This is a genomic window from Mesorhizobium sp. B2-6-2, assembly GCF_006440615.1.
Lineage (GTDB): Bacteria > Pseudomonadota > Alphaproteobacteria > Rhizobiales > Rhizobiaceae > Mesorhizobium.
Genome location: NZ_VFUG01000001.1, coordinates 998,043 through 1,011,880 on the forward strand (window position 1 = coordinate 998,043; position 13,838 = coordinate 1,011,880).

A 13,838-nucleotide genomic window follows, 5' to 3' on the forward strand; every position below is an offset into this window, starting at 1 on the left:
CTTGAATTTGCAGTAAAAGAGTACGCGAAAGAGTTGTGACCGGTACCAGCTGTTGCTGACTGCATCAAGAAGAGCGTCAAAGGACGAGATGGGTGCTGGAAATGGACATGAGGTAATAGGCGGTATCAAGCGGCCAGTACGACGATGTAGCTGTGGTTCCGCGAAGTTGTGCAAAAAAAGGGCGGCATCGCTGCCGCCCTTTCCGTATTGCGCAGGTAGCGTGGATTAGAAATCCATGCCGCCCATGCCGCCCATGCCGCCCATGCCGCCGCCGCCCATGCCGCCAGGCATGCCGCCGCCAGCCGACTCCTTCTTGGGAGCCTCCGCGATCATGGCTTCGGTGGTGACCAGCAGGCCGGCGACCGAGGCCGCGTCCTGAAGAGCCGTACGGACAACCTTGACCGGATCGACGATACCCATGGCGATCATGTCGCCATATTCGCCCGTCTGGGCGTTGTAGCCGAAGGTCGCGCCCTTGTTCTCAAGGATCTTGCCGGCAACGATCGAGGCTTCCGCACCGGCGTTGGCCGCGATCTGGCGGGCCGGAGCCTGCAGCGCGCGACGAACGATGTTGATGCCGGCGGCCTGGTCGGAGTTGACGCCGACAGCGTTGATGCTCAGCGAAGCGCGCAGCAGCGCGACGCCACCACCAGCAACGATGCCTTCTTCGACGGCCGCGCGGGTCGCGTTGAGGGCGTCATCGACGCGGTCCTTCTTTTCCTTGACTTCGACTTCCGTCGCACCGCCGACGCGGATCACCGCAACGCCGCCGGCGAGCTTCGCCAGACGTTCCTGCAGCTTCTCCTTGTCGTAGTCCGAAGTGGTCTCTTCGATCTGCTGCTTGATCTGGGCAACGCGGCCCTGGATCTCGGCCTTCTTGCCGGCGCCGTCGACGATGGTGGTGTTCTCCTTGGAGATCGACACCTTCTTGGCGCGGCCGAGCATGTTGAGGCCGACGTTCTCGAGCTTGATGCCGAGGTCTTCCGAGATGACCTGGCCACCGGTGAGGATGGCGATGTCTTCCAGCATGGCCTTGCGGCGATCACCAAAGCCCGGCGCCTTGACGGCAGCGATCTTCAGGCCGCCACGCAGCTTGTTGACGACCAGCGTGGCCAGGGCCTCGCCTTCGACGTCTTCCGAGATGATGAGCAGCGGCTTGGAGGTCTGCACGACGGCTTCGAGAACCGGCAGCATGGCCTGCAGGTTGGAGAGCTTCTTCTCGTGGAGCAGGATGTAGACGTCCTCGAGCTCGGCAACCATCTTGTCGGCGTTGGTGACGAAGTAGGGCGAGAGATAGCCGCGGTCGAACTGCATGCCTTCGACGACTTCGAGTTCGGTCTCGGCGGTCTTGGCTTCTTCAACCGTGATGACGCCTTCGTTGCCGACCTTCTGCATCGCTTCCGCGATCATCTTGCCGACCGACTCGTCGCCATTACCGGCGATCGTGCCGACCTGAGCAACTTCCTCGGAGGTCTTGATCTTCTTGGCGTTCTTGATCAGCGTCGCGACGACTTCGGTCACAGCCAGATCGATGCCGCGCTTCAGGTCCATCGGGTTCATGCCGGCGGCAACGGCCTTGTGGCCTTCCTGGACGATCGACTGCGCCAGAACCGTCGCGGTCGTGGTGCCGTCGCCGGCGATGTCGTTGGTCTTCGAAGCGACTTCGCGGACCATCTGCGCGCCCATGTTCTCGAACTTGTCTTCAAGCTCGATTTCCTTGGCGACGGTGACGCCGTCCTTGGTGATGCGCGGGGCGCCGAACGACTTGTCGATGACGACGTTGCGGCCCTTCGGGCCGAGCGTGACCTTCACCGCGTCGGCGAGGATGTTGACGCCGCGCAGCATGCGTTCGCGGGCATCACGGGAGAATTTGACGAGCTTCACAGCCATTTTTTTGCTCCTGGGCAATTCGGCCTAAATTCAGATTGGATGTGATGAAAGGCGACGGCGGTCAGCCGATGATGCCCATCACGTCGGATTCCTTCATGATCAGAAGGTCTTCGCCATTGAGCTTGACTTCGGTGCCCGACCACTTGCCGAACAGGATGCGGTCGCCAGCCTTGACGTCCAGCGGGACCAGCTTGCCGGTTTCGTCACGAGCACCGGAGCCGACAGCGATGATCTCGCCTTCCTGCGGCTTTTCCTTTGCCGTATCCGGGATGATGATCCCGCCCGCGGTCTTGGATTCGGATTCGACCCGCCGAACGACCACGCGGTCATGAAGCGGGCGGAACTTCGACTTTGCCATTTTTTCTTCCTCGGTGAGAGCGGTGAGAAACACCGTCCGGCCACGCCGGACAAACTGCAAAGCCCGGCTTTGCCGGACCGTTGTTAGCACTCACCGCGAGCGAGTGCTAACAACGGGAGGATTAAGGGGTAAGCCGGAGATAGTCAAGACGAAAGGGCAGGCGCATGAGCAAAATCTTGATCCAAAGCTCTCAGGCAAGGCGACCACTTTGAACACTCCTGCTGACTTCGTCATTTGGCATTCTCGGCAGCGCGTTTCGACAATTTATGTTCGCCTACCATTCCCAGCGGCTTTGGAGTGCTAAGAGCCTGTGAATTTCTTTGAAGATCCGTTGCAACGCCTGCGCGCTGCGGGGAGTGCTGATCAGGCAGCGAGACTTGCGAACTTCTTGTGCCAGGAGGCATTCGGATTGAAGGCCGTATCTCGCTTGTGGTTTGCTCAAACCCAGGACGCAGGGGTTGCTGCCGCTTACTTACATTTTGTCGGCCAGCCCGCTACGGCTGTCGCCGCATCACCGCACCTGCACACGGGTGCGCCTCGCGAGGAAGTTCATTCGGGAACAAACCCACTCGGAGTGCTGGTAGTCGGCAAGTGGTTTTGTTGCTGCCAAGCTCATCAGGTGCGCTCAATCCGCCGCGGCACCCCCCGTCTCACAATGGACTATGGCGCGTTTGATCCACACCAGAGCCGCCCCGGTAGGATCGGCTCCGTCGGTCAGACCAGACGGTGGCTGACTTTTCTAAACTCCAACCAATCAGGGGCGCCTCTAAACTCCAACCAATCAGGGGCGCCAGGAACAGGTCTGGGAGTGGGTCGCGAGTGACATCCGTACGCGAGGCAGCGCGCCTCCTCCAAGGGTGAAGATGCTCGCAGCCGAACTTGATCTGCCACATGCCGGCTTTGAAGTTCGTCGAAGCGAGAATAACCGTTGCTGGCGAAGTGACCCTGCATTACACCTGTGTAGCTTGGCATAGGTTGGGGACAGATTGTCTAAATAGTCCTGCGGGGCCGAGGGCCGACTTCCTCGAACCCGTCCGAGTAGAAATCGACGTGCGTTTCCATTTTGGTTGCGCGGGTGCTCCAACCTCAAGTCGCTTCCAACCACGAGCGCGGCTTTCCCGCACAGCGACCTCGAGCAGACAAGGGGCAATCATTGGAGCGCATCTCGGGTCGAACATACAGCTCCGAAATCTGGCCGGACTTGCCTCCTGCATAGATCGCCGTGCACTCATTCAGTACGACTATGCCGGCCGGCTCGCCACATTCATTTCGTTGGCAAGCACTGTCGCCGCGCTTTGTTTGACGAAGTCGGGCGTGGGCGCTTTCCCGCCAGAGAGTTCATCGAGTAGCGCGTGAATGAAACGGGCGCCCGTTTCTGCGTCCAATAAGTTGGCCCGTCCAGTAGATACGGAAGGCATGGTTTCTCCCCCTCCTAGGGGGCGGCGTCCCGATTCGTGCTGCCAATCGCAAGGTGCGCTGGCAAAAAATGGAACTGCGAATCCGGCTATGATGGAGGGCTGCTCTCCTGTATGCAAGCCATTCTTGGGATTTGCAAAAACCGTCGCCCGCTCGTCCAAGCCAGGGATCTCTACACCATCTGACCGCGCGCGAAGCAAGATTCTGCTTAGCTGCTAGCGAGGACCGAGCTTGCGGACCCCACAGACCCCATGGTCAGCGTCGGGCGATTTCCCCAATCAGCCGAACATATTCGCCTTCTGGTTGCCCATAGATACCAGCTGCTTGGGCAACGAGGCCTTGGCGGTCTCGAATGACGATTTCACCTCGTCGCGAACGGATGAGGCCACGGCCCTCGAGCACTTGGAGCCCAACGGTGACCCCCGGCCGCCTTACGCCGAGCATAACAGACAAAAACTCGTGAGTGATCGTAATGCGTTTGTCGTGCATCCGGTCGTCACACATCAACAGCCATCGCGCCAGACGCTCTTCAAGGCTCGCTCGTGCGTTCATTAGGGCCGTATACGTAGCCTGAATGTGGAGATAGTGGACATAGCGCAAAAGGAAGGGATGCAACGTAGGGCTGTCCACTAGAGCCGCCTTGAATGGCTGAACTCCGATTCGCACTGCATTGCCTGCCAATTGCACGTAACAATCGTGCGCGGCATAGTCGGCACCCATCACCAGCGCGGGACCAGTCATTCCCTCTAAGCCAATGAGGCCAACTTCGGCATCCTTGCCGTCCGGAGTCATCGCGACAACAGAGCCGATGCCTTCCTCAAGGAAGTAAACGGCCTCTATCCTTGAACCGGCAGTCTCCAACGGCATTCTCAGATCAAGGGCACGTCGCTCAAAATGCGGCTCCAAACGCGCGAGGTCATCCGCGCTAAGCCGTCGCAGCAATTCATTTTTGTAGGAAGCATTCACTGGATTGGTCATGGCTCAATCCCACTTGGGGCAAGAGCATTCCAATCTCCTTGCCGTCCGCGCCCGTAAAAACGTGCAGACGATCTCGTGACAATACGCCCCTTGGTACGACAATGACAGCGGAATGCGAATCGATGCACGGCGAGCCCCCGCCGCGTGATTACAAAAGACGCGAAAAGTATGTCAGAGTGGGAAACGTACCAAACTCAGCTTTGTACGAAACCGACATTCTGAGGTCCCAGCTCTTTCCCGTTACCTGTCGTCCTAGCGCGCCGATTCCCTTGAGCTTCGTGAGAATCGCACGAACTCCTGATTTAGAGCCGGCGCGCTTTCAAATCGTAACTGTTCACTGAGAACGACACCTCGCGCTCGGGGATGCCGCTAGATGTAACCGCTCCCCAATGCCGCAGCGCGTCCGGTCGGCCGCGGTGGGGGGCGGAGGATTTTTGTTGTCCTTCGCCGATCGCTCGGATCTACGATTGCTCGGAAAGTTGCGTCGGCGGGACGTCAGCAACACTCAGCGTGTCCGATCGAAATGCCCTAGTGGCGGCTGTCGGATTTATTCTGTACGGGGACACGTTTGAGGATCGACTGATGTCAGCCCGGGGCCGTCTGGTCCAATGTCGCGCGGATAGCGCCGATTCCCAACTCGTCGATGATCATGTTGTGGTGACTGGCCGTCACCACATCCTGCAGGATGGGCGGCCGTTCGGACTTGCCTTTGTTCGAGCTCAGGTTCCGCTGATGACGGAGCATGAGGTACTTTGGCGAATTCTCCCGGCCAATCTACATTCGCGCTGCCGCGAGACTGTTGTGCAGGCTCGGCCTCAATGTGCCGCACCGCACTTCCGTGGTTATCGGGCGTCCGCGACGCATGGGCACGGTCCGAGATCACGAGTGCTGTAGGCACTGGCTAGCATGCCGCGCCCGGCTGTGAACGAGGCGACATGACATTGCCGTGTATACGCAGGTGCGCGCGCCGGGGTCGCTTGCTTTTAGCGAACTTGCATGGCTGTATGGTTTATGAAAATGGCCGGGGGGCTATATGACCATATACCTGTTTCTCAATAGTGTCGCTGCATTCGGCTTGGTTATCCCACTCTATTTTATTCAGCGCGAACCGACCATTCTCGAGACTTTACGGCCAGGCAGGGGGTCGCCTGGGACCGAAAATTAGCTGCGGTGATTCAGGCGGATTTCGGTTGAGGAAAACAGTGCGGCCTGTCGTCGCCGGGTGGAGGGGAGCGTGGCGATGGGCTTAAGCAGATTTGAGAGACCAGTCGTCGTTCAGGTCAACCGTAACAGCTCTGAACGCATCGTGCTTGAGGTGAATGACGCGGCAACTATTTTGATGCGGGATCTTCGTTCTCAGACCAAGAAGCGGAATGCAGCGATGGATGCCTGTCTGCACGTGTTGCGTGGTGAGGCTCATCCGCCAACTGCAAGGCGGGCATTCGTTGCGGCCGCGCTCGAGGCGAAGATTCTACGCGGCGATTAGACCAGCGCGAAGGTCGGCCGGATATCCATTCAGGTTCAATCCTCCTCCCGATCGAAGCATAGAATGGGAAGTCCCTCTGCGTGATCATGGCGCGACCAAGCAGGGTGGCGCGGAGCATGCCTCCGGTGATCTAGGTTTAACAGCTTCCAACGCCCGCAGACTTGGCTCAGCTATTGAACAGAAATGCCGCCTGGAACTCCCGAAGGGCGCCTCGAGCGGTGCAGAGGGTTCATTTGAGGATCACCTGGACGCATGGTGGACACCCTCGCGCCCGACACCGCCTGCTTCATACCACCAACGGAGTTGCTTTGAAGCATTCGCTCGGTGTTGATCCCAACTTCCCTTGTTCCAAAGCTTCCGCCACAGGACAGATACGGTTCTTGGGCGGCAACCCCGTAAATCGTGCAATTTGGCGTGACGCACGACCTGCTCCCCATCCTCGAAGCGAATGACGGGAGCTGAGCGGCCTTGAATTTCTCTTCCTGAGCCACTGTCATGTCACTGGCTATCTGTGGAAGAAAGTACCGTCCCTGCTTAAGCGGCGAACGATAGACGGGCAAGGCGGGTCGCGAACTGATCCAGGGCAGGGTGATCCACCGCCACCCCAGATAAGTAGACGGCCAGACTGCTGCTAGGAAGTCGAACGCTGGACACGCGTGGCCACCGACGGAGCGTCACGCGCCTTCGTGCGCCTTCTTCGGATGGATCCTGATGTCAGCCTGCTGGCGCGGGCCCCGGACGGTCTGATCGCCGTCTTCAACCTCGAAAACGGAGAGCAGTCGTGGCAATCCCTCCTTACACAGCCCCTTCGCGCAATGCCTATGATATCGTGATCATTGGTGGCGCGGTAGTCGGCTCGCCGATGGCGTATTGGCTGAGCCAGGATTTTTCTGAGTACAGTCACAACCAAAGAGGCTCGTGACGGTACTTTTTTGCCCTTTAAGGCACTGGAAAAAGGGATTTCCTGCTGCCGAGCCTTGAAATTGTACTGACGGTACTTTTTCAGGAGACCATTGGGCTGCTGACGGACGCCGCCCTTAAAGCGCTGAAAGCAAAAGAAAAGGGCGCACGTCGTCGGTAGCGGCTGACGCCGGCAGCGCGGCGACGAAGAGTTTCATCTGCGAGACCGCGTTGATCGGATCGGCGTCGGAGAATTGCGTCCCGTCGGTCGAAAAGCTGATGTCCTTGAAGTGCCAGTAGCGATGCATGTTCTTGTCGGCATAGCCGATGTTCTGCCCCGTTGGCGTGTCGTCGTCCTTGGTGTAGCCGTGGGCAGGGTCTTTGATGTCATCAGCCCAAACCGCCGCATGAACGAAAGCATACTGCGCCTTCTTGTCGTCCGGCACGCCGGCGACCCAGCTCTGATAGTCGGGGTTCAGTTTGATCGGGGCACCGGCCTTGGCCTTCGCCTGTGCGCTCAGCTTTGATTAGGCCACGGCGGCGATCTGCATGGGGCCGCCGTCCCACCAGGCCAAGGCGGGAGCCGATGATAGGATCAATGAAAGAACGGAACCAAAGACGAGCGCGCCACGCATGTATTCCTCCCCAGAGCCAACATCGCTGAGACGACACGGCAATGACGACAATGGTGCCTTCACGGAAGGCCGAAACCTCTTCTGGATTCGACAGCAAGAGACAAATAGCGCATGATCCTTCTTGGGTTGGGGAATTCATTCATGCATGTGCACGAATTTTCGTGCGTGTTGTCCGTGGTACTTATCTCGGGCTGCGCAGCCGACTATTTGAACAATTACGATTTCGGTGACGCTCGCCGCTGGCGATGCGTACCACGCCAACATGCTTTTGCAGACGGTCGATCCATTCAATCCCAACAGCAACAACACCCATATCGAGGGCGACGGCGTACGCGCCGCAGCAATCGTCAACAGGTATCGAGGCGTGGCCGCAACTGCCGCAGCTGTGCCATCTGGCGGTGCTGATTTGGACTGCGCAGGCGGCAAGGGAAACAATCCGGTCGCACCCCATGGGGTGAAAATCACCAACGGTGATCCTAACGGACTAGATCGCGATCGCGACGGCATCGGGTGCGAGTGAAAGCGGCCAGGACGGTGGAACGATCTCGCTACGACAATCGGTCCGACAAGTGGCTGAAACGCACCGGAGCCAAGCAATATCGCCCGCGCCGGTGGGCTGGCATGCCTTTGCGAGTGATCTACGTGACGGTAGCCGCGGCTTCGGCTTTGGTGGCGCAGTTCTTCATGCAACACAGCGGCTCATTGCCCGAGGTCACCTACTGAATCTGACCAAGCCGGCTCCAGCGCCGATTGCCGGTGTCGCCTCCATCATCGATGGCGACACGATCGAGATCCATGGGCAGCGTGTCCGCTTCAATGGCATCGACGCGCCCGAGAGCCGGCAATACTGCGACGACGCCAAGGGATTCGAATATCCATGCGGGCGCCGTTCCGCCGAAGCGCTGGACGGCTTCCTAGCAGCCTCGAGGCCGGTCAAGTGTACGTTCGGGACTTGGTCGCTACGGCCGGTTTGTTGGTGACTGCAGGCGCGCCGACGGTCGAGCGTCGCCGCCTGGATGCTCGAGCACGGCCAAGCGCTCGATTGGCCAAAATACAGCGATGGCGCCTATGCAAAACAACAGACCAAAGCGAAGGCGTCGAAGACCGGTCTTTGGGTCGGAACGCTTCTGCCGCCATGGGACTGGCGGGCGCAGCATGGCGACGATGCGCAAGCGCCGCCGGCACCGCTTTTGCGATTGGCAACGGCAACTCCGGCTGCAATATCAAAGGCAACATATCAGCAAACGGCGGCGCATCTATCACGTGCCTGGACAGAAGTACTACAACGTCACCAAAATCACCGAAGCCAAAGGCGAAAGATGGTTCTGTTCAGAAGCGGAGGCCATGACAGCGGGCTGGCGGCGATCGAAGCGCTGATCGGTTTGCGGAAGCATATTCCGTTCGTTTGACTGATTTGGTTGGCGTCTCGACGGAACGGCGGAAACGTCTATGTTGCAGACCTATTTGTGGACTGCACTCGCTGACGCATATGATTGCCGCTTGTTTGATGGGCGGCACCGCTGTCTATGCAAGTTCGCCCTCGCGACCGAATACACTCAATCCGTAAAGCCTTGGTGCATCACCTGTTGATAATTGCTCCAAAAACGAGTCGCTGGAGTGCCTACCGCAAAAAAATGTTACGATGGGACAAATCACGAACAAGGAGATGAAAATGTCTGAATTTGCAGCGGGTGATGTTGTTCAACTGAAATCCGGGGGTCCTCAAATGACTGTTGAGCAAGTAGGCAAGACGAGCATGACGGACGAGGACGGCGTGTGGTGCGTGTGGTTTGAAAAAATCGGAAACAAGCAAGTCGTTCAAAGAGAAACTTTTCCGCCCGTGGCGCTGAAAAAATACGAACGCCCCGCCACCGGATCGATTGCGGTGCACAGAGCCTAACCATGATCCGCGCAGCGTTTATCGGAATCAACAAACATCTTGATCCGCTTGCGCGGGAACTGAGCGGCGCTGTGGGTGATGCTTCGACTATGTGCGCGGTGCTGTCGGATTCTATTGACCGGTTTCAGCCAACGCTTATCACTGACCACGACGCGACTTATGCGAGGGTTTCGGCCATCTTTGACGATGTGCTCGACGGTGCATCAGAAGATGACGTCGTCATCCTGTTTTTTGCCGGCCACGGCACGCAAGACCACCGATTAGTTTTAACGGATACGCGCTCTGACGACGTTCCGGGAACGACAATAGACATGACGGAGATTGCCGCGAAGTTTCGGACTTCGCGAGCGCGCGCTGTCCTGCTTTTGCTAGATTGCTGCTTTAGCGGTGGCGCGCCGGCACGCGTTCTGGATGTCGGATACATTCCGCGCGCAGCGGGGATGCCGCTCGCCGAAGTTGGTGGACAGGGCCGTATTCTTTTCGCTGCATGCAATCCAAACGAGGAGGCCCTCGAAGACCCCCAAACACGCCACGGTCTTTTTACGAAGGCGATTTTGGATTGCATACTGGAGAGTGATGGGCCGGTGAGCGTGGTTGCGATGGTGGACCGCGTTGTGCAAATGGTCCGCGCCAACGCAGCCCGATTCGGTTACGAACAGACTCCGGTGATGTTCGGTCATGTCGAAGGAGAGCTAACCCTGCCGAAAGGTATGCGCGGTAAATGCTACCGCGCGCTCTATCCCGAAAGGGGCACGGTCACTGTTTCAGGTCCAATTGGGGAGCTTTCGGCCTACGGAATTCCTCAGAATGCGCTGAACGCTTGGAGCGATCGTTTCCCCGCCGGTCTGAATTCATTGCAGATCGCCACTGTGAATAGCCATGGCGTGCTCGATGGAAAATCTCTTCTCGTCGTAGCGCCGACAAGTGCCGGCAAAACGTTTGTCGGCGAGATGGCAGCACTGAAAGCAATCGGCGAGGGAAAGAAGGCGGTTTTCCTCCTCCCTTACAAAGCGCTGGTCAATGAAAAATTCGAAGATTTCTCTGCGCTCTATGGCGACCTTTTGAATCTGCGCATCGCCCGATGCAGCGGCGATTGGCAAGATCAGGTTGGCGACGTTCTAAGGGGCAAGTACGACATAGCCTTCTTCACTTATGAGAAGTTTTTGGCTCTGTCAGTTTCCTCTCCGCACATCCTTCACCAAATCGGTCTGGTGGTGATTGACGAAGGACAGTTTATCACAGAGCCGGGTCGTGGGATGGTTGTGGAGCTAATCCTCACCAATCTTTTGAGCGCACGCGAGCGGGGGATTGCACCTCAGTTGGTGACCCTGAGTGCGGTAATCGGCGACACAAACAACTTTGAGCGCTGGCTTGATTGTGAACTTCTCCTTACGACCGAGCGTCCGGTTCCCTTGACAGAAGGTGTCATTGATCGGAGCGGCGTGTGGAAGTTGCAGCGTCCTAATGGTGAGGTGGAGGTCGCGCAGTTGTTCGCACGCTGCGAGATACGGCAGCGCCGGGATAAGCCATCTTCCCAAGACGTTCTCGTACCGCTGGTTCGGCATCTCGCCGGTCAGGGCGAAAAGGTCATCGTCTTTCGTAACGCGAGAGGACCATCCGCCGGTTGCGCGGAATATCTCGCGGCCGAGTTGGGTTTGCCGCCAGCACAAACAATCGCGGACATGCTGCCGGGAATGGATCGTTCGGATATGTCCGAACGCCTTCGCCGCGCGCTCAACGGCGGCGTTGCCTTTCACAACGGTGATCTTAATCGCGAAGAACGCATGATCGTGGAGAGAGGCTTTCGCGACCCAAACGGTGGGATTCAGGTTTTGGTGGCGACAAGCACCGTAGCTGCCGGCGTAAACACGCCGGCTTCGACCGTCATCGTGGCGGAAACGGAATTTCGCGGAGTGGAGCCGCAGCCTTACACTGTCGCTCAGTATAAGAACATGGCGGGCCGTGCAGGTCGCCTGGGCTACGAGACAGAAGGCAAAGCCATAGTTCTCGCCGACACCGGCATGGAGCGAGAGAATCTCTTCCGGCGCTACGTTCAGGGACGTCCCGAACGCATCCAGTCTTCCTTCGACGAAAGAAGCCCGGGCACGTGGGTCGTTAGACTTCTGGCGCAGGTAAAGGATATTCCAAGCAATGCAGTTGTCGATCTGGTGGCAAACACCTATGGAGGATTTCTTGCCTCGCTGAGAGATCCCGCCTGGCGCGGCAGCATGTCAACCCGGCTCCTCAATTTGATGACGAGGATGCAGCACGATGGGTTGATTGATGAGCGCGATGGAAGGCTGAGGCTAACGCCTCTAGGGCGCGCCTGCGGCGAGTCACCCCTCAGCTTGGAATCCAGTATGCAGGCTGTTGAGCTGCTACGCCAATTGCCGCCGGATTCGATAGGACTAGAGACGGTTCTCGTTTTATTGGAAGCGCTGCCCGAACGCGATGAAGACTACACGCCTCAAACAAGACGCGGTGAGCCGCAACGGCAGCAACAAGTTTCGCAACGCTTTGGCCAACATGTGGCGCGTGCCCTATGGCATCGTGCGGAAAGCGATGTGAAATATTACGGTCGCTGCAAACGTGCGCTCATCGTTTCGGACTGGATCGAAGGCGTTACAATCACGGATATTGAGACTGGCTACACCACCAATCCGTTTTCGCCCATTCGTCATGGCGACATAAGGGGTTTTGCTGACGGTACCCGCTTCCTGTTGGACTCGGTGCTCCGAATAGCTGCGATCGTTCTTGGTCGAGCTGATGATCCCGATGAGGTGAGTACTTTGCTTAAACGCCTTGACCTTGGAATACCCGGCGCAGCCTTCTCCTTGACTGAATTACCTATCGTCTTAGCGCGCGGCGAAATCCTCGAGTTGTGGAAAAACGGATATGGAAGTCGAGAGCAAGTCGAACATGCAACCGAAGCCGAACTCGTATCCTTGTTGAACGCGAGAGGGAATATGTTGTACGCCGCATTGCACGAGGAACTTGCTATCACTGGGTCCTGAACAGCCTTCGTATGGCTGCGGTCGATAGGAAGGCAGGGGTTGCGATGGCTTTTTCACGCCCGCTCCAACCTCATTTGGCCAACAGATCGCGATGCGGCAACATGGCATGTAATGATCATCACAAGACCGATGACCGTGCCCAGATTTTGCCCTGAGGAAGAGAACGCGACCACTCCCCTCAGATAGAAATGACCAAGCCCTGCTCGCCTTGGGCAGGAAACACGCAGTGGTAATTGAAGCGGCGCATTGTCTCGGGGTCGTTCCAGATCGTGGTGTTCTCTTGCGCATAATTGAAATAGAGAACCTTTTGACGCACCGGGTCATTCACAAGGATTCTTGCGATAGTTTCGGGATCGGGGTGGTTGTGGCGCGAGCCATCCGTCGAAAAGGCGAATGCCGTGCAATCGAGAATCCTAAGAATCTCTGGCGAGGTATTGGCCTTGCTGCCGTGATGGGAGACTTTGAAGCAAGCGAGGGGATAGGGTTCGGCCTCGCTCGCTCCGAGCTCCCGCAAAGCGCGCTCCATGATGCCCGGATGGGCATCGGCGCCCAAAAGGACGCGGCGACCGCCGAACTCGGCAATGAAGGCGATGCTGCTGCGATTAGGCGCGGCGGTGTCTTCCTTGAAGCGTTTGGAGGCGAGTTGCTCGACGTCCAGCCCGGACAAGGGCTCGCGGCCTGAGCCAGGTTCGCCCATTCCGTGGTCAGGGTCGAATGGGCGGAGTCCATTGGCTTCAAGTTCGTCCATCCAACGCGGGATCAGCGCGGCAAGATCTGCATCGTTGGGCGAGAGTAGGCGAATCGCGAGCCCGGCGAAGCTAATTTCGCCACTTGCCTCCGGGCTCCCACGTGAGGCTATGCGGCTGGCGAAGCGGGAGTTCCATTTCCAATTGAACTTATCGATGCCGGACGAAAGCTTTTCGCCCTGCTCGGCGTTGAGTGGCTCGGTTTCGAGACCCGCTGTAATGCGGTCACGCGCTTCGACAAGCTGATGGTAGGCATTGAACCACACCTCTTTGGGATTGAACGGCGCCGCCGCCTCGCGCACCAAAGGCATGGCTCCTTCGATGTGATCGGCATCGATGTGGCTGATTACGAAGAGTTCGCAGTTGCTCATCTCCTTTAGCGCAGGCCGGGCAGTGCCGTAGTCCTTTGTGCGGCCGAGATCGACCAGGGCGTGATACGAATGGTCCTCATCGCCCCAGGCGAGGACAAGCGCATCGCCCTCAGACGCCGGATTCATGGTGAGTGTGAACATTGA

Annotated in this window: 10 protein-coding genes; 5 read left to right on the plus strand and 5 right to left on the minus strand. The window is 58.1% G+C overall.

Annotated elements, in window-relative coordinates; genetic code table 11:
- Positions 1 to 225: 225 nt before the first annotated feature.
- The 3 genes from groL to FJ419_RS04825 form a co-directional block, all read right to left on the minus strand.
- The gene (gene groL / locus FJ419_RS04810; RefSeq protein ID WP_086081374.1) at positions 226 to 1,890 is read right to left on the minus strand and encodes a chaperonin GroEL; all 1,665 of its coding nucleotides are present in this window, start codon (positions 1,888 to 1,890) and stop codon (positions 226 to 228) included.
- Positions 1,891 to 1,951: 61 nt separating this feature from the next.
- On the minus strand, positions 1,952 to 2,248 hold the full coding sequence (gene groES / locus FJ419_RS04815; protein WP_064994876.1) for a co-chaperone GroES: 297 nt from the start codon (positions 2,246 to 2,248) through the stop codon (positions 1,952 to 1,954).
- Positions 2,249 to 3,919: 1,671 nt separating this feature from the next.
- A complete protein-coding gene (locus FJ419_RS04825; protein ID WP_064994871.1) occupies positions 3,920 to 4,642 on the minus strand; it encodes a Crp/Fnr family transcriptional regulator in 723 nt (240 codons plus the stop codon).
- Positions 4,643 to 5,882: 1,240 nt separating this feature from the next.
- On the opposite strand from FJ419_RS04825, the gene FJ419_RS04830 reads away from it, so the two are divergent.
- Complete coding sequence (locus tag FJ419_RS04830) at positions 5,883 to 6,128, plus strand: DUF982 domain-containing protein (RefSeq protein WP_041163934.1); 246 nt, start codon at positions 5,883 to 5,885, stop codon at positions 6,126 to 6,128.
- A gap of 1,037 nt (positions 6,129 to 7,165) precedes the next feature.
- Here FJ419_RS04830 and FJ419_RS04835 read toward each other — a convergent pair.
- On the minus strand, positions 7,166 to 7,474 hold the full coding sequence (locus FJ419_RS04835; protein WP_064994870.1) for a hypothetical protein: 309 nt from the start codon (positions 7,472 to 7,474) through the stop codon (positions 7,166 to 7,168).
- 415 nt (positions 7,475 to 7,889) lie between these two features.
- On the opposite strand from FJ419_RS04835, the gene FJ419_RS04840 reads away from it, so the two are divergent.
- The 4 genes from FJ419_RS04840 (at position 7,890) to FJ419_RS04855 (ending at position 12,577) form a co-directional block, all read left to right on the plus strand.
- Complete coding sequence (locus FJ419_RS04840; protein ID WP_224655969.1) at positions 7,890 to 8,183, plus strand: calcium-binding protein; 294 nt, start codon at positions 7,890 to 7,892, stop codon at positions 8,181 to 8,183.
- A 496-nt stretch (positions 8,184 to 8,679) separates the two neighbouring features.
- Positions 8,680 to 9,072, plus strand: a complete 393-nt coding sequence (locus tag FJ419_RS31540; protein WP_318013159.1) for a hypothetical protein — start codon at positions 8,680 to 8,682, stop codon at positions 9,070 to 9,072.
- Positions 9,073 to 9,335: 263 nt separating this feature from the next.
- Positions 9,336 to 9,563, plus strand: a complete 228-nt coding sequence (locus tag FJ419_RS04850) for a DUF2158 domain-containing protein (protein ID WP_084016088.1) — start codon at positions 9,336 to 9,338, stop codon at positions 9,561 to 9,563.
- 2 nt (positions 9,564 to 9,565) lie between these two features.
- A complete protein-coding gene (locus FJ419_RS04855) occupies positions 9,566 to 12,577 on the plus strand; it encodes a DEAD/DEAH box helicase (RefSeq protein ID WP_064994868.1) in 3,012 nt (1,003 codons plus the stop codon).
- 178 nt (positions 12,578 to 12,755) lie between these two features.
- On the opposite strand, the gene FJ419_RS04860 is transcribed toward FJ419_RS04855, so the two are convergent.
- Entirely contained in the window at positions 12,756 to 13,835 is a 1,080-nt protein-coding gene (locus tag FJ419_RS04860) for a hypothetical protein (RefSeq protein WP_064994867.1), read from the minus strand.
- Positions 13,836 to 13,838 lie beyond the last annotated feature (3 nt).